Annotated in this window: 21 protein-coding genes; 9 read left to right on the forward strand and 12 right to left on the reverse strand. The window is 69.9% G+C overall.

Annotation, left to right across the window (positions count from 1 at the left end; genetic code table 11):
- Positions 1 to 35 precede the first annotated feature (35 nt).
- Positions 36 to 557, forward strand: coding sequence for a pyridoxamine 5'-phosphate oxidase family protein (locus ACFYTQ_RS05555; RefSeq protein WP_387357443.1), 522 nt, complete (start codon positions 36 to 38; stop codon positions 555 to 557).
- Here ACFYTQ_RS05555 and ACFYTQ_RS05560 read toward each other — a convergent pair.
- The gene (locus tag ACFYTQ_RS05560) at positions 536 to 1,048 is read right to left on the reverse strand and encodes a carboxymuconolactone decarboxylase family protein (protein ID WP_387357444.1); all 513 of its coding nucleotides are present in this window, start codon (positions 1,046 to 1,048) and stop codon (positions 536 to 538) included. The genes ACFYTQ_RS05555 and ACFYTQ_RS05560 overlap by 22 nt on opposite strands.
- Entirely contained in the window at positions 1,045 to 2,124 is a 1,080-nt protein-coding gene (locus tag ACFYTQ_RS05565; protein ID WP_387357445.1) for a dihydrodipicolinate reductase, read from the reverse strand. The genes ACFYTQ_RS05560 and ACFYTQ_RS05565 overlap by 4 nt, the downstream gene beginning before the upstream one ends.
- Positions 2,125 to 2,283: 159 nt before the next feature.
- Here ACFYTQ_RS05565 and ACFYTQ_RS05570 point away from each other — a divergent pair, with 159 nt between their 5' ends.
- The 3 genes from ACFYTQ_RS05570 (at position 2,284) to ACFYTQ_RS05580 (ending at position 4,681) form a co-directional block, all read left to right on the forward strand.
- Positions 2,284 to 3,405 (forward strand): NAD(P)H-dependent flavin oxidoreductase, encoded by a 1,122-nt coding sequence (locus tag ACFYTQ_RS05570; RefSeq protein WP_387357446.1) that lies wholly within the window; start codon positions 2,284 to 2,286, stop codon positions 3,403 to 3,405.
- Between the two features lie 200 nt (positions 3,406 to 3,605).
- Positions 3,606 to 4,418, forward strand: coding sequence for an HNH endonuclease family protein (locus tag ACFYTQ_RS05575; protein WP_387357447.1), 813 nt, complete (start codon positions 3,606 to 3,608; stop codon positions 4,416 to 4,418).
- A gap of 35 nt (positions 4,419 to 4,453) precedes the next feature.
- Complete coding sequence (locus ACFYTQ_RS05580; RefSeq protein ID WP_387357448.1) at positions 4,454 to 4,681, forward strand: hypothetical protein; 228 nt, start codon at positions 4,454 to 4,456, stop codon at positions 4,679 to 4,681.
- A gap of 1 nt (position 4,682) precedes the next feature.
- Here ACFYTQ_RS05580 and ACFYTQ_RS05585 read toward each other — a convergent pair whose 3' ends face one another.
- Together ACFYTQ_RS05585 and ACFYTQ_RS05590 are read right to left on the reverse strand one after the other, a co-directional pair.
- A complete protein-coding gene (locus tag ACFYTQ_RS05585) occupies positions 4,683 to 5,120 on the reverse strand; it encodes an SRPBCC family protein (RefSeq protein WP_387357449.1) in 438 nt (145 codons plus the stop codon).
- Between the two features lie 25 nt (positions 5,121 to 5,145).
- Positions 5,146 to 5,715 carry a TetR/AcrR family transcriptional regulator gene (locus ACFYTQ_RS05590; RefSeq protein ID WP_387357450.1) on the reverse strand — a complete coding sequence of 190 codons (570 nt, stop codon included), beginning with the start codon at positions 5,713 to 5,715 and terminating at the stop codon, positions 5,146 to 5,148.
- 40 nt (positions 5,716 to 5,755) lie between these two features.
- On the opposite strand from ACFYTQ_RS05590, the gene ACFYTQ_RS05595 reads away from it, so the two are divergent.
- From ACFYTQ_RS05595 to mtnC, 4 genes are all read left to right on the forward strand, one after another.
- Positions 5,756 to 7,006 carry a KasA/KasB family beta-ketoacyl-ACP synthase gene (locus ACFYTQ_RS05595; RefSeq protein WP_387357451.1) on the forward strand — a complete coding sequence of 417 codons (1,251 nt, stop codon included), beginning with the start codon at positions 5,756 to 5,758 and terminating at the stop codon, positions 7,004 to 7,006.
- 332 nt (positions 7,007 to 7,338) lie between these two features.
- Positions 7,339 to 9,024: an S-methyl-5-thioribose-1-phosphate isomerase gene (mtnA, locus tag ACFYTQ_RS05600; RefSeq protein ID WP_387357452.1), complete on the forward strand. Its 1,686-nt coding sequence runs from the start codon at positions 7,339 to 7,341 to the stop codon at positions 9,022 to 9,024.
- A complete protein-coding gene (locus ACFYTQ_RS05605; protein WP_387357453.1) occupies positions 9,021 to 9,599 on the forward strand; it encodes an acireductone dioxygenase in 579 nt (192 codons plus the stop codon). The genes mtnA and ACFYTQ_RS05605 overlap by 4 nt, the downstream gene beginning before the upstream one ends.
- Positions 9,596 to 10,291, forward strand: coding sequence for an acireductone synthase (gene mtnC / locus ACFYTQ_RS05610; protein ID WP_387357454.1), 696 nt, complete (start codon positions 9,596 to 9,598; stop codon positions 10,289 to 10,291). The genes ACFYTQ_RS05605 and mtnC overlap by 4 nt, the downstream gene beginning before the upstream one ends.
- Positions 10,292 to 10,382: 91 nt before the next feature.
- Here the strand turns inward: mtnC and ACFYTQ_RS05615 are convergent, their stop codons facing one another.
- From ACFYTQ_RS05615 to ACFYTQ_RS05630, 4 genes are read right to left on the reverse strand one after another with little or no spacing between them, the layout of a single operon-like run.
- The gene (locus ACFYTQ_RS05615; protein WP_387357455.1) at positions 10,383 to 10,964 is read right to left on the reverse strand and encodes an ATP/GTP-binding protein; all 582 of its coding nucleotides are present in this window, start codon (positions 10,962 to 10,964) and stop codon (positions 10,383 to 10,385) included.
- Between the two features lie 5 nt (positions 10,965 to 10,969).
- A complete protein-coding gene (locus ACFYTQ_RS05620) occupies positions 10,970 to 11,341 on the reverse strand; it encodes a DUF742 domain-containing protein (RefSeq protein WP_387357456.1) in 372 nt (123 codons plus the stop codon).
- Positions 11,338 to 11,763, reverse strand: coding sequence for a roadblock/LC7 domain-containing protein (locus tag ACFYTQ_RS05625; RefSeq protein WP_387357457.1), 426 nt, complete (start codon positions 11,761 to 11,763; stop codon positions 11,338 to 11,340). Before ACFYTQ_RS05625 ends, ACFYTQ_RS05620 begins: the two co-directional genes overlap by 4 nt.
- Complete coding sequence (locus ACFYTQ_RS05630) at positions 11,741 to 14,425, reverse strand: nitrate- and nitrite sensing domain-containing protein (RefSeq protein WP_387357948.1); 2,685 nt, start codon at positions 14,423 to 14,425, stop codon at positions 11,741 to 11,743. The genes ACFYTQ_RS05625 and ACFYTQ_RS05630 overlap by 23 nt, the downstream gene beginning before the upstream one ends.
- A gap of 256 nt (positions 14,426 to 14,681) precedes the next feature.
- Here ACFYTQ_RS05630 and ACFYTQ_RS05635 point away from each other — a divergent pair, with 256 nt between their 5' ends.
- Positions 14,682 to 16,235, forward strand: a complete 1,554-nt coding sequence (locus ACFYTQ_RS05635) for a succinic semialdehyde dehydrogenase (RefSeq protein ID WP_387357458.1) — start codon at positions 14,682 to 14,684, stop codon at positions 16,233 to 16,235.
- Between the two features lie 6 nt (positions 16,236 to 16,241).
- Here the strand turns inward: ACFYTQ_RS05635 and ACFYTQ_RS05640 are convergent, their stop codons facing one another.
- The 4 genes from ACFYTQ_RS05640 to ACFYTQ_RS05655 all read right to left on the reverse strand — a co-directional run bounded on the left by ACFYTQ_RS05640 (position 16,242) and on the right by ACFYTQ_RS05655 (position 20,037).
- Positions 16,242 to 16,826, reverse strand: coding sequence for a YbhB/YbcL family Raf kinase inhibitor-like protein (locus ACFYTQ_RS05640; RefSeq protein WP_387357459.1), 585 nt, complete (start codon positions 16,824 to 16,826; stop codon positions 16,242 to 16,244).
- Positions 16,823 to 17,242: a DUF779 domain-containing protein gene (locus tag ACFYTQ_RS05645; protein ID WP_387357460.1), complete on the reverse strand. Its 420-nt coding sequence runs from the start codon at positions 17,240 to 17,242 to the stop codon at positions 16,823 to 16,825. Before ACFYTQ_RS05645 ends, ACFYTQ_RS05640 begins: the two co-directional genes overlap by 4 nt.
- Entirely contained in the window at positions 17,242 to 18,759 is a 1,518-nt protein-coding gene (locus tag ACFYTQ_RS05650) for an aldehyde dehydrogenase family protein (RefSeq protein WP_387357461.1), read from the reverse strand. Before ACFYTQ_RS05650 ends, ACFYTQ_RS05645 begins: the two co-directional genes overlap by 1 nt.
- 72 nt (positions 18,760 to 18,831) lie before the next feature.
- The gene (locus ACFYTQ_RS05655) at positions 18,832 to 20,037 is read right to left on the reverse strand and encodes a transcriptional regulator (protein WP_387357462.1); all 1,206 of its coding nucleotides are present in this window, start codon (positions 20,035 to 20,037) and stop codon (positions 18,832 to 18,834) included.
- Between the last annotated feature and the right edge of the window lie 157 nt (positions 20,038 to 20,194).

The raw sequence follows: 20,194 nt of genomic DNA on the forward strand, positions 1-20,194 counted from the left end.
TGCGCCCGTGCTTCTCCGGACCCGAGGATGTGGATATGTCGGACAGCGAACCGAACGTCGTACTGGGACCGTTCTCCGCGCCGGGGGCGCGCCCGATCCCCTGGTCGGCGGTGTCGGCGATCCTCGATGCCGCGGAGGTGTTCTGGCTGACGACCGTGCGCCCGGACGGGCGGCCGCACGTGACGCCCCTGCTCGCGGGGTGGAGCCTGGGCGGACTGTGCTTCACGACGGGTGGGCGGGAACGCAAGGCGCACAACCTGGATCGCAATCCGCGGTGTGTGTTGACGACCGGCACGAACGCGTTGACCGGGACCGACGTCGTGATCGAGGGGGTCGCCTCCGTCGTGGCCGGGCGCTCCGAGCGGGAGCGGGCGGTCGCGGACCTCGAAGGCAAGTACGGCCCGCACATGACCGATCCCGAGGGCACCTGGTACGGACTGGGCGCGGCGGTCGTCGCGGGGGACGTCCGGCTGTACCGCGTCGCGCCGACGGTCGGCTTCGCCTTCGGCAAGCTGCCGACGGCGAGCCAGACCCGCTACACGTGGCCGGACCGGTGACGACCCTCGCCGAGATGGCTCGGTAGCACGCACACCGCGTCCAGGCCGAAGACGCGGTTGAGGCGGCCGAAGCCGAGCCAGGAGCCCAGGCACATGGTCAGTTCGACGGCCTCGCGCTGGGTGTAGTGGGCCAGGAAGCGGGACCAGAACTCGTCGTCGAGGCCGTGGTGGTCCAGGGCGTAGCGCTCGGCGTACTCGGCGGCCAGGCGGGTGCGGTCGTCGAAGAGTTCGGTTGTGCGCCAAGCGGTTACGGCGTCGGCGAATTCGGGTTCGACCCGCGTGCCGTCGCGTTCGGTGCGCCAGTCCTGGCAGAACAGGCAGCCGTTGAGCTGGGCGATGCGCAGCCGCGCCGCCTCGAACTCGCGCAGGCCGAGGGATGAGTGCGTGTAGACGGCGAGGGCGAACGCGCTTGCGGCCGGGCCGATTCCGGGGACCAGGTCGCCCCACACGTACTCGATCGGGTCGCGGCCCTCGGGCACGTCGATGATCATGCGGTTCTCCTTCCGAGGACGCCGACCGGCGGGCGCAGCGGGATGTCGAGCGCGTCGTAGAGGCCGGGTTCGGCCTCGGCGAGCCAGTCGATCGCGTTCACCAATCTGCCCACGGCCGTGGCGTTTCCGCCCGCCGCGCGATTGCCGCCCTCGTCGCTCGCCTCGACGGTGACCTCGAGGCGCGGGCGGCCCTCGATGATCACGCGGTGCGCGCCCGCGCCGTCGGGCGGGGTGGGCCAGTCCGGGGCGCAGGCGGGATCGATGCGGGTGACGTGCTCGATGATCAGCCGCGGCTCGCCGTCCACGATGCCCCGCACCTCGAACCGCACGGCTCCCTGTGTGCCCGCGGCGAATTCGCCCATCCGCTCGGTGACCACCGTGCGGTCCAGGGCGCGCCGATCGAGGGTCTCGCGGATCTCGTCGAGCGGCGCGCCCAGCGCGCGGGCCAGCAGCCGAATCTGCCCGCCCCACACCATGGTCGGCACGCCGGGGGCGAGCATGGGCGGGGCGTAGTCCAGCGGCTGCCCCATGCCGACCAGGTACCGCACCGAATCGGGCTGATCGTAGGTGGTGTAGTCGAAGATCTCCTGGCAGCGGATCGCGTCGATCCGGCCGCCCAGCCCGCTCAGCAGCAACGGCAGCACATCGTTGCCCCAGCCGGGATCCACGCCCGACACGAACAGCGACCCGCCGCCCGCCTCGATCGCGGCCAGCACCCGGTCCCGATCCGCCGCGGGGGCGCTGTGCGGATCGTAGAAGGCGTACAGCGCGGGCGTCACCACCACGGCCCCGGCCCGGATCGCCGCCAGCACTTCGGTGAGCGCGTCGTCGGGCCGGATGTCGCCGGAGGCCGCGTACACCACCGCGCCCGGCCGCGCGGCGAGCACCGCCTCGACATCGTCGGTCGCGGTCACGCCCAAGGCGGTGTCGAGCCCGGCCAGTTCGCCCGCGTCGCGGCCGACCTTGTCGCGGTTGTGGACCAGGACACCGGCCAGGGTCAGGGCGGGATGCGCCGACACGGCCCGCACGGCCGCGCGGCCGACGTTGCCCGTGCCCCAGACGATCGTGGGGATCATGCGGTGAAGGTAGCAGAACTGAAACGTGTTTTTGGTGGAGTAGCAAAGATCATTCCAGCTCAGCTGTCCCGCTCATCGAGCTATTGGCTTGAATATGAAACGTGTTCTAGTGTTGTTGGCACAGACTTCCGCGCGGTAATACGAGGAGACCAGCACCCCATGCGTACCGAGATCTGCGAACGACTGGGCATCGACGTCCCCATCTTCGCCTTCACCCACTGCCGCGACGTGGCCGCCGCGGTGAGCAACGCCGGCGGGCTCGGCGTGCTGGGCGCGGTCGGTTTCACCGCCGAACAGCTCGAGGTCGAACTGGCCTGGCTCGACGAGCATGTGCACGGCGTCTACGGCGTGGATCTGGTGATCCCCTCCAAGTACGAGGGCAAGGGCATCGAGGGTCTGTCGCCCGAACAGCTGGAAGCCGAACTGGCCAAACTGGTTCCGCAGGGCCATCGCGATTTCGCCGAGAAGATCCTCGCCGACCACGGCGTGCCGCCGCTGCCGGAGGACGAGCACCACAATCAGTTGCTCGGCTGGACCGCGACCACCGCGGGCCCGCAGGTCGAGGTGATCCTGCGCCACCCCAAGGCCAAGCTGGTCGCCAACGCGCTGGGCACCCCGCCCGACGACATCGTCAAGCAGGTGCAGGACTCCGGCCGCCTGATCGGCGCGCTGTGCGGATCGGTCAAGCACGCGCTCAACCACAAGCGGGCCGGCCTGGATTTCGTTGTCTGCCAAGGCACCGAGGGCGGCGGGCACTGCGGCGAGATCTCCTCGCTGGTGCTGTGGCCGCAGGTCATCGACGCGGTCGGGGATCTGCCGGTGCTCGCGGCGGGTGGCATCGGCAACGGCCGTCAGGTCGCGGCGGCGATGGCGATGGGCGCGGCGGGCGCGTGGACCGGCTCGATCTGGCTGACCGTCGAGGAGGCCAATGTGCCGCCCGCGCAGATGCAGACCTACATCGACGCCACCAGCCACGACACCATCCGCTCGCGCGCGTGGACCGGGAAGCCCGCCCGCATGCTGCGCAACGACTGGACCGACGCGTGGGAGGCCGCCGACACGCCCGACCCGCTGCCCATGCCGTTGCAGATGATGGTCGCCCTCGACGGCGTCAAGCGCGGCCACCGCTACCCCGAGGCCGCCAAGGACGTCAACTTCAATCCTGTCGGCCAGGTGGTCGGCCTGATGAACAAGGTCGAGCGCACCTCCGACGTGATGCGTCGGCTCATCGAGGAGTACCTCGAGTCCTGCGAGCGGCTCAACAAGCTCAACAACGCCTGACCGAAAGCCCGGCCGCGCCCGGGCCTTTCGAACCCTCCCACAGACCCCGCCGGACGCTCCGTCCGGCGGGGTTTGCCGGGTGTGTCGCGCGGAATTCGCTACAGTTGCGGCGTCTTTTGTTCTTCGGTGTGACACCGGCTACCGAAGGGGTTGTCCCCCTTGCCGATTGTCACCCCCGGTTGCGAGTGTGGTTGTCCGAGATGAATAGTGCACAGCGCCGACGCTCGCCGCGCGGCACCAAACCAGTCCTGTCGTTCGGCGCCGCGCTCGTGTTGCTGGCGGTCATCGTCGGAATCGCCGTCGTGGCACAGCGTTCCGGGCACACCGGAGGCGCCGGGCCCAGTCCCACCGCCGCGCCGGGCGTGCCCGAACCCGGGCCGGGCACCGAATCACCCCAGGAGATCGGCGATCTGCTCGCGTCGCTGCCGGTGGCCGCCGAGGGTCCGATGACCGGGTACAGCCGCGAGCAGTTCCCGCACTGGGACACCAACACCCCCGAGCACGGATTCGGCGACAAGTACGCGCAATACGCCAAATGCGACACCCGCGACATCGTGCTGCTGCGCGACGCCGAGGGCCCGGTCAGCCTGGACGCGAAGACCTGCAAGTTCACCGTCGGCAAGGGCGGCGGCTGGCGCGATCAGTACGGCGTGCTCGACCGCAAGACCGGCAAACTCGCGCCCTACAAGTTCATGACCGAGGCCAAGGACGTCGACGCCGACCACATCGTGCCCCTCGCCGAGGCGTGGCGCTCGGGCGCGGCGACCCGCGACGAGGCCACCCGCCGCAATCTCGCCAACGACGCGCTGAACCTCGTCGCCTCCGACCCCTCGGCCAATCGCTCCAAGGGCGATCAGGACGCGGCCAACTACCTGCCGCCCGGAAAGTACCGGTGTGCCTATGTCGCCCACTACGTGAAGGTCAAAGTAAAATACGGCCTGAGTGTCGACCAGGCCGAACAGACCGCATTGCGTACCGCAGTCGACGACTGCGGCCGTCGAGGAGGCTTCTGATCATCGAAATCGTCGAGATCGCCGCCAAGGCCGCCGTGCTGACCCAGGAGGAGGGCACGGTCTCCGGCGAACTCGACGTGGCCGTGGACGAGCAGGGCACGCCCCTGGTCCGCTATCGCGGCACCGAAACCTGGTACACCATCGGCAATCTCGACGGGAACCCGCCGGTGCGCTGGTCCTCGGCCCGCGAGCTGGCCGCCGCCATCCAGAGCGAGGCCGGGACCCGCGACGCGGCGGGCAACACCATCCCCTTCGAGACCTGACTCAGGCCAGCTGCTCTGCGCGGGTCTTCAGCGCCGCGGTCATGCCGCCGAAGCCGGAGTGCAGCGCCTTGCCCATCGGGCCGGTGACCACGCCGCGCAGCCAGCCGCCCAATTCGAAGTGCGAGGTGTAGCGGGTGCGCGTCGCGTCGAGCGGGGTGAGGGTGTGCGAGCGCAGGCTGTGCAGGGCGCCGAGCGGCACCGGCTTCATGCCGTAGCTGAATTCGGTTCCCGGCGTGCAGGTTCGGATGTACTCACGCTGGGCGCGCTCGCGCGGTCCGAGGCGCACCTGCATATCGATGGGGGAGCCGGGTTCGAGGGTGGTGGCGCAGGCGGGAACGAAGGGATTCCACTGCCCGTAGTCGTCGAAATCGGTGAGCACCTTCCACACCACCTCGGCCGGAGCCGCGATCTCCACACTGTCCTCGATCACAAATGCCATGGCCGGAACAATACTGAAACCGGTGTCAGGATGCCGGGGGAAGGGTCGAGTTGATCAGCAGCCGCGCGGCTTTCGACACGCGGGTGTTGTCGCCGGTGACCAGCCGGTCCTGCAACAGGCCGCGGATGCCCGAGATGAGCACGGTGGCACGCGATTTCGGGTCGGGGTGGTCCGGATCGAGTTCGCGCAGCACCGCGGTGAGCGCCTCGACGAGGATGTGCACGGCGTCCGCGGCGTAGCGGGCGTAGGGGCTGCCCGGCACCGAGGCGACGCCGAGCACCTGGAACAGCACGCGGGTGCTGGTGGCCCAGTCGCTCGTGGTGTTGACGACGAACGATGCGATGAGCCGCCGCCGCAGCGTATCGATATCGGGCACATCGGCGAACAGCCCCGCGATATCGGGCCGCTGCGTCTCGAGCGCGGCCACGAGCATCTGCTCCTTGGTCCCGAAGTAGTGGATCAGCATCCGCGAACTCGTGCCCAGATATTCGGCGAGCGGGCGCAGCGACAGTTCCATGAGTCCGAATTCGGCGATGTAGGCGATCACGCCGGAGAGCAGTTCGGCGCGGCGAGCCGTGTCGAGAGGTCTGGGCACCGGTTGACTGTAGCGGGTGCTACAGGTATCTATTGACCGCATGACTGTAACGACTGCTTCAGTTTCGCCCGCGCGACGAGCGGTCGTCGTCACCGGGATGACCACCACCACCTCCCTCGCGCCCGATCTCGACGGCACCTGGGACGCGCTGCTGCGCGGCGAGAGCGGTATCGGCCCGCTGGACGACGACTTCGTCACCGAGTACGACCTGCCCGTGCGCATCGGCGGCAAGCTGGTGCGGCAGCCGGGCGAGCAGCTCACCCGCATCGAGCAGCGACGGCACTCCTACGTCCAGCAGATGGCGCTGGTGCTGGGCCGCCAGGTGTGGGAGGAGGCGGGCAAACCGGATGTGGACGGCGAGCGGCTCGGCGTCGCGGTCGGCACCGGGCTCGGCGGCGGCGACGCGTTCCTCACCGCGGTCGACGCCATGCGCGCGGGCGGCTATCGCAAGGTGCCGCCGCTGACCGTGCCCATGGTGATGCCCAACGGGTCCGCGGCGCGGGTCGGCCTCGAATTCGGCGCCAAGGCAGGCGTTTACGCGCCGACCTCGGCGTGCTCGTCGGGTGCGGAGGCGATCGCGCACGCGTGGCGGCTCATCGCCACCGGGGAGGCCGACGTGGTGATCGCCGGCGGCGTGGAGGGCTACATCGAGGCGATCCCGATCGCTAGCTTCGCCATGATGCGCGCGATGAGCACCCGCAACGACGACCCCGAGCGCGCCTCGCGGCCGTTCGACCGCGATCGCGACGGATTCGTGTTCGGCGAGGCCGGGGCGATGTTGGTGCTCGAATCGGAGGAGTTCGCGCGGGCGCGGCGGGCGCGGATCCACGGCCGGGTGCTGGGCGCGGGCATCACCTCCGACGGCTACCACATCACCGGCACCGAACCCGAGGGCGCGGGCGCGGCGCGGGCCATGCGCAAGGCGATCGACGCGGCCGGGCTCACCGGATCCGACATCGATCACGTGAACGCGCACGCCACCTCGACCCCGGTGGGCGACGCCTCGGAGGCGAATGCCATTGCGGCCGTGGCGCCGGACGCGTCGGTGTACGCGCCCAAGGGCGCGCTGGGGCATTCGATCGGCGCGGTCGGCGCGCTGGAGGCGATCCTCACCGTGCGCACGCTGGCGGAGCGGATCGTCCCGCCCACCCTGAATTTCGAGAACCCGGATCCGGGCACGAATCTGGACGTGGTGCACGGGGTTCCGCGCGCGCAGACCATGTCGTACGCGCTGAGCAACTCGTTCGGGTTCGGCGGTCACAACGTCACCCTGGCCTTCGGCCGCGCCTGAAAACCTTTGTCCCCAGGTTTGTTCCACACATGGGGAAACGAGCGAATGTGGAACTCGGTCTGTTCACGCTTATCCACCGAAAGCTGTGGATGAAGGTGAGACTCGGCGGGATTCGTACCATTCGCCCCGATTGTCCTTGGGGGAAGGGCGTTTTCGCTACGGACAGGAACCGAACGGTCGGCCTCGAACGCACGATGGCACTCGATGCGGATTCGCACGCTCGGCCGTGAACCCGGGGACAACAAGGATCGAGGGGACGACAAACCTGGTGTGCCCGCCTCATGCCGGATTGAGTAGTTTGGATGAGCTGTAGATCGACATGAAGGTTGCGGATGAGTGAGGTTTCGATCGCGTGGGTCGACGGTGCCCTGGTCACCGTCGATCAGCGCGCCCTGCCGCGGGAACTGCGCGAGCTGCGGATCACAACGGTCGACGAGGTGATCGACGCGATCAAGACGCTCGCGATCCGCGGCGCGCCCGCGATCGGCGTATCCGGAGCTTTCGGCGTGGCGCTGGCCGCGTTCGCGCACGGCGGCGACGCGGAGAAGGTGCGTTCGGAGGCCGAGCGGATCGCCGAGGCCCGGCCCACGGCGGTCAATCTCGCCTGGGGGGTGCGCCGCGCGCTCGCCGCACTGCCGAACGGGCCGCAGGCGGTCCTCGACGAGGCCCTCGCGCTGCTCGCCGAGGACGGCCGGGTGAATCGGGCCGCCGCCACCCACGCCGCCGACCTGCTGCTCAGGCTCGGCCCGGACCGCCCGCTGCGCGTGCTCACCCACTGCAATACGGGCCGCCTGGCGACCACCGCCTTCGGCACGGCCCTGGGCGCGCTGCGGGTGCTGCACGAGCGCGGCGCGATCGAATCGGTCCTCGTCGACGAGACCCGCCCGCTGCTGCAAGGGGCCCGGCTCACGGCGTGGGAACTGGCCGAGGCCGGGATCCCGCATCGGCTCACCATCGATTCCGCCGCCGCGTGGGCCATGGCCACCGGGCAGGTCGACGCGGTGGTCGTGGGCGCGGACCGGATCACCGCCGACGGTTCGGTCGCCAACAAGATCGGCACGTACGCCCTGGCCCTCGCCGCCCATCACCATCGCATTCCCTTCGTCGTCGTCGCGCCGGAGTCCACCCGCGATCCGGACACGCCGACCGGCGACCGGATCGTGGTCGAGGAGCGCGCCGCGGGGGAGATCACCCATGTCGGGGGAGTGGCGACCGCGCCGGAGGGGACCGAGGTCTTCAATCCGGCCTTCGACGTCACGCCGCCGGAACTCGTCACGGCCGTGGTCACCGAGAACGGGGTGTTGCCGTCCACGTCCCCGGCCTGGGCGGCACTGGTCGCGAATGCGACTGGCGCCCAGGGTGATTCGGGCAGTGCTGGCAAACATGCAGCGGATGCCGAATCGGCGGGCGAGGAGATCGCCGGGATCGCCCGCGAGCTGTACGCGCGGGGCTGGATGCCGGGCACGGCGGGCAATATCTCGGTGCGCGTGGACGATACGGCCGTGGTCACCGGAAGCGGTTTGTCCAAGGGCGAATTGCGCGCCGACGACATGGTGACCGTGCGGGTCGCGGATTCGAGCGTGGTCGCGGGCACGCGGCGGCCCTCGGCGGAGACGACCATCCACACCGCGGTGTACCGGTCCACCGGCGCGCGGGCCGTGGTGCACGTGCATCCGCCGCACGCCACCGCGCGCTCGGCGGGGGCGTCCGGCGCGCTGCGCTTCGCCGGATACGAACTGATCAAGGGCCTGCGGGCGCACGACCGCATCGACATCCCGGTGTTCGCCAATCACGCGGACGTGCCGAGTATCGGCGCGGATATCGAACGGCATCTCGCCGCCCGTCCGGACGCGCCGCCGGTGCTGTTCATCGCGGGCCACGGCATCACCGCGTGGGGCGATACCCTCGCGCAGGCGCGCGATCGCGCCGAATGCCTGGAGGCGATGTGCGAACTGGTGACGCTCACCGGCCGCCGCGAGATCGGGACCGACCACAGCTCTGAGGAGGACTACCGATGACCCTGTTGCAGATCATGCCCGACGGCGACGCCGGGGACGTCCGGCTGCGCACCAGCGACCCCGAGGTGATCGCCGCCGAATTGCGCCGTCGCGGCGTCGTTTTCGACCGCTGGGCCACGCCGGAGTCCCTGGACGCCAGCACGTCCACCGACGACCTGCTGGCCGAGTACGCCGACCGCATCGGAGAACTCAACGCCGACGGCCGCTACAAGCACATCGATGTCGCCCGCATCCACCCCGACGACGATGATCCCGAATGGCCCGCCAAGGCCAAGGGCGCGCGGGAGAAGTTCCTGTCCGAACACCGGCACGCCGAGGACGAGGTCCGCTTCTTCGCGGGCGGGCGCGGCTGCTTCTACCTGCACCTGAACGACGAGGTGCTGGCCGTGGTGTGCGAGGCCGGGGATCTGGTGTCGGTGCCCGCGGGCACCCTGCACTGGTTCGATATGGGCACCCGCCCCGACTTCGTCGCCGTGCGGTTCTTCGAGGAGGAGGACGGCTGGGTCGGCGACTTCTCCGGGAACACCATCGGGTCGCGGTTCCCCACTCTCGACGAATTGCTCGCCGCCGCATGACGATTCGCGCGGTCGTCGTCGATATCGAGGGCACCACGAGCCCGACCGCCTCGGTGCGGGAGGGGCTGTACGGGTACACGCGGGAGCGGCTGCCGCGCTGGCTGGCCGAGAATCGGGACGGGGCGGCCGAATCCGTCATCGCGCAGACGAGGGAACTCGCCGAGCGGCCGGACGCCGATACCGACGAGGTCGCCGAGATCCTGATCGGCTGGTTGAACTCGGACGTGAAGGCCCAGCCGCTCAAGACCGCGCAGGGGTTGATTTGCGCCGAGGGCTTCCGGGACGGAGACCTGCACGGCGAGTTCTTCCCCGACGCGCCGCCCGCGCTGCGCGCCTGGCACGCCGCGGGCCTCGCCCTGTACGTGTACTCGTCGGGTTCGGTGCGCAATCAACGGGATTGGTTCGCCCACGCCTGCGGCGGCGAACTCGCCTCGCTCATCGGCGACTGGTTCGACCTGAACAACGCGGGCGGCAAACGCGAATCCGCCTCCTACGACAAGATCGCCGGAGCCATCGGGCGGCCCGCCGGGGAGATCCTGTTCCTGTCCGATCATCCCGACGAACTCGACGCCGCCACGGCCGCGGGCTGGTCGGCCGTCGGCGTCACCCGGCCGGGCGAACCGAATTCCCCACGCCCACCACACAAGTGGATCGCCTCGTTCGCCGAGATCGACCCCGCCGCGGGGGAGTAGCCGTCCTTCAGGCCATAGAGGTGGTGGCGCGCAAGGCGAGTTGCCTCCCTCGGGCCACCGAAGTGGTCGCGCGCGGGGAAGTGGTCGCCCCTCAGGCCACCGACGTGGTGGCGCGCACGATCAGGTGCTCGACAAGGGTCATCAAAACGGTCTTGCAGGAGGAGCGGTCGCGGGCGTCGCAGAGGACCACCGGGGTGTGGGGGTCGAGGTCGAGGGCGTCGCGGACCTCGTCGGTGGTGTACACCGGGGCGCCGTCGAAGCAGTTGACCGCGACGGCGAACGACAGGCCGCGGCGTTCGAAGAAGTCGATGGCGGCGAAGGAGTTCTCCAGCCGACGGGTGTCGGCGATGACCACCGCGCCCAGCGCGCCGCGGGCCAATTCGTCCCACAGGAACCAGAATCGGTCCTGACCCGGCGTACCGAACAGGTACAGCACGAGATTCTCGTCGATGGTGATGCGGCCGAAGTCCAGTGCCACCGTGGTGGTCGTCTTGCCCTCGACGCCGGACAGATCGTCCACCCCGGAGGACAGTTCGGTGATGAGCTCCTCGGTGCGCAGCGGGGCGATCTCGCTGATCGAGGACACCATGGTGGTCTTACCGACACCGAACCCGCCCGCGATGAGGATCTTCACCGAGGCGGCAAGTGGTGCCGCGGACGTCGTATCAGACACTGGTGTTACAGCTTTCGGATTCCGTCGAGCACAGCTCGCAACAGGTTGAGGTCACCGGGCCCGTCGGCGCGCAACGGGGCCCGGAAAATCAGATGCCCCTCGCTGATCAGGTCACCGACCAGGATCTTCGTCACGGCGAGGGGCAGTTTCAGCGCGGCGGACACCTCGGCCACCGACTGGGGGACCCGGCACAGCGCGACGATCTGCGCGTATTCCGGTTCCACACGCCGCAACCTCGGAGCCGGATGGGATCTGACCACGAGGGTGAGCATGTCCAGGTCGTGTCCCGCACCCATCGTGCGGCCACCCGTCACGGCGTACGGGCGAACCAGGGGGCCCGCCTGATCGTCGAACCAGGGTTGACCGAAGCGACTCATGACAATCGGTGCTCCACCTGCGCTGCCAGACCGCGCCGCGGATCCGTGGACAGATAGCTGCCCACCCGCTGCACGGTCAGGTTCATCTCGTAGGCAACCATACCGAGGTTCGCGCTTTCGCTGGCCTGCAACGCGATACACGCGTTGTCGCCCGCCGCGGTCACGAACAGCACCGCGCGATCGAGTTCGATCACCGCCTGGCGCACGCCGCCGCCGTCGAACCGGCTGCCCGCGCTGCGGGCCAACCCGTACAGGGTCGCCGACATCGCGCCGAAGTGCTCGGCGTCCTCCCGGCTCATCGTGGTGGACCGGCCCAGCAGCAGCCCGTCGGTCGAGTGCACCACCGCGTAGCGCACGCCCGCGAGGCGATCGACCAGATCGTCGAGTAGCCAGTTGAGATCACCTGCGTTGGAAGAGGTCACCTTCGCCTTCCTGTTCTTCCGAAGTGGCGGCGTTACGGGGATCGGACTGCGCCCGTCGCCCCTGCCGGGTGCCATTCTCGATGGCGGACATCAGGTCTCGCGCCTGTTCGGCCGAACGGGGCCGCTGCGGCGCCGATTCGGGGATCTGCTGGGCGTTGTCGTGGGCCAGCTCCGGGGCCAGGCTCGCCTGGCGACGCCGCCGGGGCAGCGGCGGCCGAGTGTCGCCGCCGGTGTAGGACGGCCGCTGATCGGCGGCGCGGTGCCGCGGCTCGGGCGTCCGGGACTGGGGATCGCGGAGGTCGGGGGAACGGTATTCGGAATCCCGGCGGTCGGCGGAACGGTTTTCGAGATCCCGGAAGTCGGGAGAACGGTATTCGAGATCCCGGGGATTGGGGGAACGCGACTCGCTATCCCGGAGATCGGGAGCGCGGAACTCGGTATCCCTCGGGTCGGGAGAACGGAACTCGGGAGCACGGAACTCGGTATCCCTGAGATCGGGAGCCCGAAGCTCGGAGGTATGGGGTTCGGAGGCGCGGGACTCGGGGAAGCGAGGCTCGGGTGTGCGCACCTCCGGAATGTAGCGCGGCGCTTCGGTTTCCGGTGGCAGCGGCTCCGGATCGGGCTCGCGCGGCGGCAGCGTCGCCAATGCCGTTGGCGCCGAGAGCGATTCGTAGGCCGGGGTCGCCGGGATCTGCCCGGTGGCGGGCGGCTCCGGGCGGCGGCCCGGGGTGCGCTCGGGCAGGTGGTCGGCCACCGGCGCGTCGTTGGTGATGAGCGAACTCGGCACCAGCACGATGGCGCGGATCCCGCCGTAGTCGGATTCGGCCAGCCGCACCGAGATGCCGTGGCGGGTGCTCAGCCGCGCGACCACGAACAGGCCCAGGCGCGAATCGGCCGACAGCGTCGCGACACCGAAATCCGGTGGGTTGCGCAGCATTTCGTTGGCGCGCTCCAGCTCGGCGGTGGGCATGCCCATGCCCTGGTCGCTGATCTCCACGACCACGCCCTTGCCGACGATGTTGCCGGTCACCTCCACCCGCGACTGCGGCGGGGAGAACGCGGTGGCGTTGTCGACCAGTTCGGCGAGCAGGTGGATGAGGTCGGCCACGACCCCGCCCGCCACGTACACCTGCGGCATCCGGGCGGTGCGCACCCGCGCGTAGTCGAGGGTCTCCGCGACCGCGCTGCGGACCAGCTCGACCAGCGGCACCGGCCGCCGCCACTGCCGACCGGGCTGACCGCCGCCGAGGATGATCAGGTTCTCGGCGTTGCGGCGTTCGCGGGTGGCCAGGTGGTCCAGCTTGAAGAAGGTCTCGAGCAGCTTGGGGTCCTCCTGCCGCTGCTCGGCCTCGTCGAGGATCTCGAGCTGGCGGTGCACCACCATCTGGCTGCGGTGGGCGATGTTGAGGAACACCGCGCGCACACCCTCGCGGGTGCGGGCCTCGGTGACCGCCGCGCCGACGGCCGCGGTGTGCGCCTGGTTGAACGCCTTGGCGACCGAACCGATCTCGTCGTGCCCGAAGTCCAGGTGGGCGGCCTCGGCCTCGGGATCGACGTCCTCGCCCGCCCCGAGCTTGCGCATGGTCTCGGGCAGCCGGACCTCCGCCAGGGCCAGAGTCTCGGTGCGCAGCCGCTTGAGGCGGCCGATGAGCCGGTTGGCCAGCCACAGCGAGGCGGCGAAGGCGAGCACCGCGAGCGCGAGGATGCCCGCGCCCGCCCACAGCGCGTTGGTGGCCTGGCGCTGGCCGTCGACGACGGCGACGTGGTTGGCGTGGTCGTTCTGGAACTGCCACACCGCGAGCAACTGGTTGTTGACGTCGTCGGCCGCGGCCCGCCATTCGGCCGTCCCGATCGGCGGGGCCGCGGGACCGGAGCGACCCGGCGCGGGCGGATGGATGATGAAGTCCTCCATCTGCCCGAGCTGTTCCCAGGCCGAGGAGTCGATCACGGTCTTGACCCGCTCGCCCTGCTGACCGCCGAGATCGGCTGCCAGCAAAGGCAATTCGGTGCGGTAGTAGCCGACCTTGTCGCGGTACTCCGGTTGCAGCGGGGCGGGCAGCCCGGCGGGGCTGAGCGCGGCGGCGGTCAGCGCGGCCACCCGCGCGTTGGCGTCCATGGCCCGCAGCAGGCGCAGCGAATGCGCGAGCTGGTTGGCCACCCCGGCGTTGGGCGCGGTCGCGGCGGTGATGTCGGTGCCGATCTCGACGCCCTCGAGGATCTTCGAGTACGCGCTGTAGGTATCGGGGATCGGGATGAGTCCCGCGTCGACGGCGCCGCGCAGCTGCGGCAGCTGCTGTTGCAGGGTCTGGAACCCGCCGATGTCGCCGGACATGGTGTTGGACCGCGAGGAGGTCATCGCGTCCTGGACGCTCTGCATATCCTTCATCGCCTTGTCGAACCGCTGGCGGGCGGCGGCCAGGCCGACGGGATCCGGGGCGCCGGACAGCGCCTGCAACGACTGGAGGCGTTCCTGCTCGACCGAGGCGATCAGTTCCCGGGTGTGCTTGTTGGCGCCCTCGAGGACCGACGCGAAGTGTTTGGCGTCGCCTCCCTCTCGAACCACGTAACCCGCCGCGCCCACACCGATCACGAGCAGCGCCAGGCTCGGAACGAGTGCGATTGCGAGAATTCGGGCCCTGATACCCAGCCGCGCTCTCAGCATCGGCACAAAATAACCTTTTCGGGTGTGACTCGCCACTCGGTCTCATTGGGCGGGACCGGATTTGACAACGCTCGCCCGAATATGCGCTGGCGCAGATTCTCATCGCCGACTTCTGGACTGGGGCGATGCGCGAATTCACGGTGAGTACCCCGGTCGCGCCCGGCGCAATCGTGCCACGGCCCGATTCGGACCGAAAGGAATCCTTCGCGGGGGTAGATTGTGTGTATCCCACGGTTACTCACAAGTAGGAGGCGACATGCCGGTGCCCGAAGCCACGGTGTTCGAGCGTCTGCGGGGCTACGCGACGGTCGACGGCGCCCGCGAGCACGCGAGCCGCACGATCAACGAGGTCTTCACCGGGCGGGCGCTCGGCGAGGTGCCGGTGGGCACGGCCGAGGACGTGACGGCCGCGTTCGCCAAGGCCCGTGCGGCACAGGCGGATTGGGCCGCCCGCGCGCCCAAGGAGCGGGCCGCGGTGCTGGAGCGCTACCGGGCGCTGGTCGTCGCCGAGCGCGAGTACCTCATGGACGTCATCCAGGCCGAGACCGGTAAGGCGCGGTGGGCGGCCCAGGAAGAGGTCATGGGCCTGATCTTCGCCGCCCGCTACTTCGCCCGGGTGACGCCGAAACTGCTCGCTCCGCAGCACGTGGCGGGCGCGTTCCCGGTGCTCAACCGGACCGCGGTGTATCACCAGCCCAAGGGTGTGGTCGGCGTCATCGCGCCGTGGAATTATCCGATGCTGCTCTCGATCGGCGATTCGCTGCCCGCGCTCGCGGCGGGCAACGCCGTGATCGTGAAGCCGGACAGCCAGACCCCCTATTCGTCGCTGGCCAATGTCGACCTGCTGCGCCGGGCCGGGCTGCCGGAGGGGCTGTTGCAGGTGGTGCCCGGGCCCGGCGGGGTGGTCGGCACGGCCATCGTCGAGGCGTGCGACTACCTGATGTTCACCGGCTCCTCGGCGACCGGCCGCACGCTGGCCGAGCAGTGCGGGCGGCGGCTGATCGGCTTCTCCGCCGAACTGGGCGGTAAGAACCCGATGATCGTGACCCGCGGCGCGAATCTGGACAAGGCCGCCAAAGCCGCTGTGCGGGCGTGCTTCTCGAACGCCGGGCAGCTGTGCATCTCGATCGAGCGGCTGTACGTGGAACGCGAGGTGGCCGCGGCGTTCACCGACAAGTTCGTCGCCGCGGTGCGGGCGGCGAAACTCGGTGCGGCCTACGACTATTCGGCCGATATCGGCAGCCTGATCTCCGAGGCCCAGCTCGAGACCGTCGCCAAACACGTCGCCGACGCCACCTCCAAGGGCGCCAAGGTGCTCGCGGGCGGCAACGCCCGGCCCGATCTCGGCCCGCTGTTCTTCGAGCCGACCGTGCTGTCGGAGGTGACCGACGAGATGGAGTGCGGCCGCGAGGAGACCTTCGGCCCGCTGGTGTCGATCTACCCCGTCGCCGACGTCGAGGAGGCGATCGCCCGCGCCAACGACACCGCCTACGGCCTCAACGCCAGCGTGTGGGCGGGGTCCAAGGCCGAGGGCGAGCGCATCGCCGAACGCCTGCACGCCGGAACCGTCTGCGTCGACGAGGGCTACGCCCCCGCCTGGGGCAGCACCGGCGCCCCGATGGGCGGCATGGGCATCTCCGGCGTCGGCCGCCGCCACGGCCCCGACGGCCTGCTGAAGTTCACCGAACCCCAGTCCATCGTCGTCACCCGCTTCCTGAATCTCGATGCGCCCTACGGCATCCCGCAGAGCCGCTGGCAGCCGTTCCTGATGACGGTGGCACGGGCGATCCGGTTCCTGCCGGGGCGCTGAGCCGGGTCAGCGGGCGTAGGTCGCCGTGATGCGGCCCTGCGCGGTCGCGGTCTGCTCGACGGCGATGCGGGCCTGATCCGAATTCGTCTGCGGCGCAAGGGACAGCGGGTGGGGCAGGGCGTAGACGGTGAAGCGGTAGTGGTGTGGGCCGGTGCCCGGGGGTGGGCAGGGGGCGGCGTAGTCGGGGCGGTCGGTGCTGTTGGGGAGGACCGTGCCGGTGGTCAGCGGGTGGTCCGGGCCTACGGCGGTGGTCGTGATCGGTAGGTCGGTCACGACCCAGTGGGTGAACACGCCGTCGGGGGCGTCGGGATCGTCGACGATGAGGGCGAAGGTCGCGGTGTCGGGCGGGACCGTCCAATCCAACGGCGGCACTTCGGATTTCCCGGCGCAGGTGTACTCGTCGGGCAGCCGCGCGCCCTCGGTGAACGCCGTGCTGGTCACCGAGATCCGGCGGCCCGGGGGGATGGTCGCCTCCACCCGGGCCGCCGTGCTCGTTGTCTCCGATCCGCGCGAGTGCGAGTCGGCGCACGACACCGCGAAAAGCGTTGCCGCACCGACGGCGAGGACCAGAGGGATCGTTGTACCGCTCATGGACCGACCGTAGAACCCCCGACCTGGTCACCGGTAGGGGGTGGATCGGCGGCGAGCCGCTCGACCTCCGCGTCGGCGAGCAGCCGCGACCGGATCAGGAACCGCATCCCCTCGGGCGCCTCGAGCGAGAACCCGCTGCCGCGGCCGCGCACCACGTCCACGGTCAGATGCGTGTGCCGCCAGTACTCGAACTGATCGGCGCTCATCCAGAACGGCGTATCCCCGGGGAGATTCCCGAGCAGCACATCCGCCGCGCCCACCCGGAACTCGCCGCGCGGATAACACATCGGCGCACTGCCGTCGCAGCAGCCGCCCGACTGATGGAACATGACCGGGCCGTGCCGGGCGATGAGGTCTGCCAGGAGGTGAGCCGCCTCCCGCGTGATATCGATGCGGTGGGTGGGAGCGGACGTCATCAGAAGAACCCGAGCTTGGTCGGTGAATAACTGACCAGCAGATTCTTGGTCTGCTGGTAATGGTCGAGCATCATGGCGTGGTTCTCGCGGCCGATGCCGGACTTCTTGTAGCCGCCGAAGGCCGCGTGGGCGGGGTAGGCGTGGTAGCAGTTGGTCCACACCCGGCCCGCCTTGATCGCGCGGCCGAGCCGGTAGGCGGTGTTCATATCGCGGGTCCACACGCCCGCGCCGAGTCCGTAGAGGGTGTCGTTGGCGATCTTCACCGCCTCGTCCACACTGTCGAACCGCGTCACCGAGACCACCGGCCCGAAGATCTCCTCCTGGAAGATGCGCATGTCGTTGCGACCCTCGAAGATCGTCGGCTCGATGTAGTAGCCGTTGGGGAAGGCGTCGACCTTGCGGGTTTCGCCGCCGGTGAGGATCTTCGCCCCCTCCTTGCGGCCGATATCGATGTAGGACAGGATCTTCTCGTACTGGTCGTTGGACGCCTGCGCGCCGATCATCGTCGCGTCGTCGAGCGGATTGCCGCCGGTGATGGCCCGGGTGCGGGCGATGCAGCGGGCGAGGAACTCGTCGTAGATCGACGAATGCACCAGCGCGCGTGAGGGACACGTGCACACCTCGCCCTGATTCAGCGCGAACATCACGAAACCCTCGACGGCCTTGTCCAGGAACTCGTCGTCGGCGGCGGTCACGTCGGGCAGGAAGATGTTGGGGCTCTTGCCGCCCAGCTCGAGGGTGACGGGCACGATGTTCTCGCTGGCGTACTGCATGATCAACCGGCCCGTGGTGGTCTCCCCGGTGAACGCGACCTTGGCCACCCGCGGGCTCGACGCCAGCGGTTTCCCGGCCTCCACGCCGAAACCGTTGACCACGTTGAGAACTCCCGGCGGCAGCAGATCCGCGATCAACTCGACCACCAGCAGCAACGAGGCCGGGGTCTGCTCGGCGGGCTTGATGACCACGCAGTTGCCCGCCGCCAGCGCGGGCGCGAGCTTCCAGGTGGCCATGAGGATCGGGAAGTTCCACGGGATGATCTGCCCGACCACGCCGAGCGGTTCGTGGAAGTGGTAGGCGACGGTGTCGGCGTCGATCTGGGAGATCGCGCCCTCCTGCGCCCGCAGCGCGCCCGCGAAATAGCGGAAGTGGTCCACCGCCAACGGGATATCCGCGGCCAGGGTCTCCCGGACCGGCTTGCCGTTCTCCCAGGTCTCGGCCACCGCGAGCCGTTCCAGATTCGCCTCGATCCGGTCGGCGATCTTGTTGAGCAGGTTGGCGCGTTCGGCGGGCGCGGTGGCGCCCCAGGCGTCGGCGGCGGCGTGCGCGGCGTCGAGCGCGGCGTCGATGTCGGCTCCGGTGGAACGCGCGACCTCGCAGAAGGTTTCGCCGTCGACGGGGGAGGGGTTCTCGAAGTAGCGGCCCTCGACGGGCGCCTTCCATTCGCCGCCGATGAAATTGTCGTAGCGCCGGGCGAATTCGACGATGCTGCCGTCGGTGCCGGGTTTGGCGTAGATCATGTGCGGGCTCCCGTTCGTTCCGTGGTGACGGGCGTCACTGTGGACCGGCGGGGTTGGCGAACGGTTGGCGGCTCAGCGCAGCGCGGTGTGCAGCCGCGCGGCCACCAGCGCCCGGCGCGGATCCCCCGCGGGCAGCAGGCGCAGCGCGCGCTGATGGATCTCCGCGTCGTCGGGGCAGCGGGCGCCGAATTCGACCAGCTGCGCGGCGGATCCGCCGGTGAGCACCGCGGTGCGCAGCGCGACCAGCAGGTACTCGCGCCACTCGACGATGCCGGGCGTATCCGATTGCGGCAGCAGCGGTCCCGCGTACAACCGCAGCGCGGTCGCGAGGTCCCCGACGTCGAGGGCGGCGAGCATCTCGACCGCGTCGCAGGACAGGGGGCGGGTCAGCAGGTAGCGGCGGCTGGTGATGTCGCCGCCGGTGGCGCGGCGCAGATGGGAGACGTCGGCCTTGAGGGTGGCGCTCGAGACGGGCCGGTCACCGTAGACGGCGGCCCGCAAGCGCTGCGGGGTGTAGCCGTCGGGTTCGAGGGCCAGCAGGGTCAGGATCTCGATCTGCCTGGGGCGCAGATGAATCGGCGCGCCCGCGCGGGTGAGGGTCGCGGTGCCGAGGCATTCCAGGCGCAGGGTCGACGCGGCCTCGGGCGCGTCGGCGGGTAATCGGGATTCGATCGCCGAGACCAGCGCCCGCACGGTGGACATGGCGAGCGGATGCGAGCGGTCCCAGGTGGTCGACAGGTCCAGCACGCCCAGGCGGGTGCCGTCCGGGGCGTGGATCGGGGCGCAGTAGCAGACCCAGCCGTGCAGCGCGGCCACGAGATGTTCGGCGGAGAACACCGTGCTCGGCCGCCCGGTTCGCAGCGCGAGCGACAGCGCGTTGGTGCCCATGTTCGTCTCGTCCCAGCGGCCGCCCGGCGCGAAGTTCACCGCCTCCGCGCGCCGCCGCATGACCCGGCCCCCGCACGACCACAGGATCGTCCCGCGCTCATCGGTCACCGCCGCGACGAACCCGGAATCGCTTGCGATGGACCGCAATTCCCCCGACAGCTCGGCGATCGGCGCGTGCAGCGGCGACCGCGCCCACCGCGCCCCGAGCTCGGCGTCGTCCGCGGGCGCGGCCGGCCGCTCCGGATCCACGGTCGGCAGCGACCGCCGCCACGACTGCACGACCTCGCTGCGCAACAGGGTGTCGCCGGGCACGACCCGATTGGCCGCCCACCGCGTCCATTCCTGTTCCAGCGCGGCCCGCCGCTGGGACAGGGAGCTGCTTTGTGCCATCGCGAACTACCTCGACGTCGACGTTGTCCCTGCGTGCCTCCATCATTGCCCAATGATGGGGAGTGTGGGGTGGATTGCCGGTCCCCTTGCGTTGGGTCGGTGGCCCCTCGTGCCGTACTCGTGTCCGCGCGGCGGAACCGCTGGACCCGACAGGGCG

The organism is Nocardia sp. NPDC004068 (assembly GCF_042874315.1).
Classification (GTDB): domain Bacteria; phylum Actinomycetota; class Actinomycetes; order Mycobacteriales; family Mycobacteriaceae; genus Nocardia.

Excerpts from the sequence above, each read along its gene's own strand:
- ACFYTQ_RS05570 (WP_387357446.1), top strand. The coding sequence starts at position 2,284 with ATGCGTACCGAGATCTGCGAACGACTGGGCATCGACGTCCCCATCTTC.
- ACFYTQ_RS05555 (WP_387357443.1), top strand. The coding sequence starts at position 36 with ATGTCGGACAGCGAACCGAACGTCGTACTGGGACCGTTCTCCGCGCCG.
- mtnA (WP_387357452.1), top strand. The coding sequence starts at position 7,339 with ATGAGTGAGGTTTCGATCGCGTGGGTCGACGGTGCCCTGGTCACCGTC.
- ACFYTQ_RS05640 (WP_387357459.1), bottom strand. The coding sequence starts at position 16,826 with ATGAGCGGTACAACGATCCCTCTGGTCCTCGCCGTCGGTGCGGCAACG.
- ACFYTQ_RS05605 (WP_387357453.1), top strand. The coding sequence starts at position 9,021 with ATGACCCTGTTGCAGATCATGCCCGACGGCGACGCCGGGGACGTCCGG.
- mtnC (WP_387357454.1), top strand. The coding sequence starts at position 9,596 with ATGACGATTCGCGCGGTCGTCGTCGATATCGAGGGCACCACGAGCCCG.
- ACFYTQ_RS05630 (WP_387357948.1), bottom strand. The coding sequence starts at position 14,425 with ATGCTGAGAGCGCGGCTGGGTATCAGGGCCCGAATTCTCGCAATCGCA.
- ACFYTQ_RS05565 (WP_387357445.1), bottom strand. The coding sequence starts at position 2,124 with ATGATCCCCACGATCGTCTGGGGCACGGGCAACGTCGGCCGCGCGGCC.
- ACFYTQ_RS05575 (WP_387357447.1), top strand. The coding sequence starts at position 3,606 with ATGAATAGTGCACAGCGCCGACGCTCGCCGCGCGGCACCAAACCAGTC.
- ACFYTQ_RS05585 (WP_387357449.1), bottom strand. The coding sequence starts at position 5,120 with ATGGCATTTGTGATCGAGGACAGTGTGGAGATCGCGGCTCCGGCCGAG.
- ACFYTQ_RS05655 (WP_387357462.1), bottom strand. The coding sequence starts at position 20,037 with ATGGCACAAAGCAGCTCCCTGTCCCAGCGGCGGGCCGCGCTGGAACAG.
- ACFYTQ_RS05595 (WP_387357451.1), top strand. The coding sequence starts at position 5,756 with ATGACTGTAACGACTGCTTCAGTTTCGCCCGCGCGACGAGCGGTCGTC.
- ACFYTQ_RS05560 (WP_387357444.1), bottom strand. The coding sequence starts at position 1,048 with ATGATCATCGACGTGCCCGAGGGCCGCGACCCGATCGAGTACGTGTGG.
- ACFYTQ_RS05650 (WP_387357461.1), bottom strand. The coding sequence starts at position 18,759 with ATGATCTACGCCAAACCCGGCACCGACGGCAGCATCGTCGAATTCGCC.
- ACFYTQ_RS05635 (WP_387357458.1), top strand. The coding sequence starts at position 14,682 with ATGCCGGTGCCCGAAGCCACGGTGTTCGAGCGTCTGCGGGGCTACGCG.
- ACFYTQ_RS05620 (WP_387357456.1), bottom strand. The coding sequence starts at position 11,341 with ATGAGTCGCTTCGGTCAACCCTGGTTCGACGATCAGGCGGGCCCCCTG.
- ACFYTQ_RS05645 (WP_387357460.1), bottom strand. The coding sequence starts at position 17,242 with ATGACGTCCGCTCCCACCCACCGCATCGATATCACGCGGGAGGCGGCT.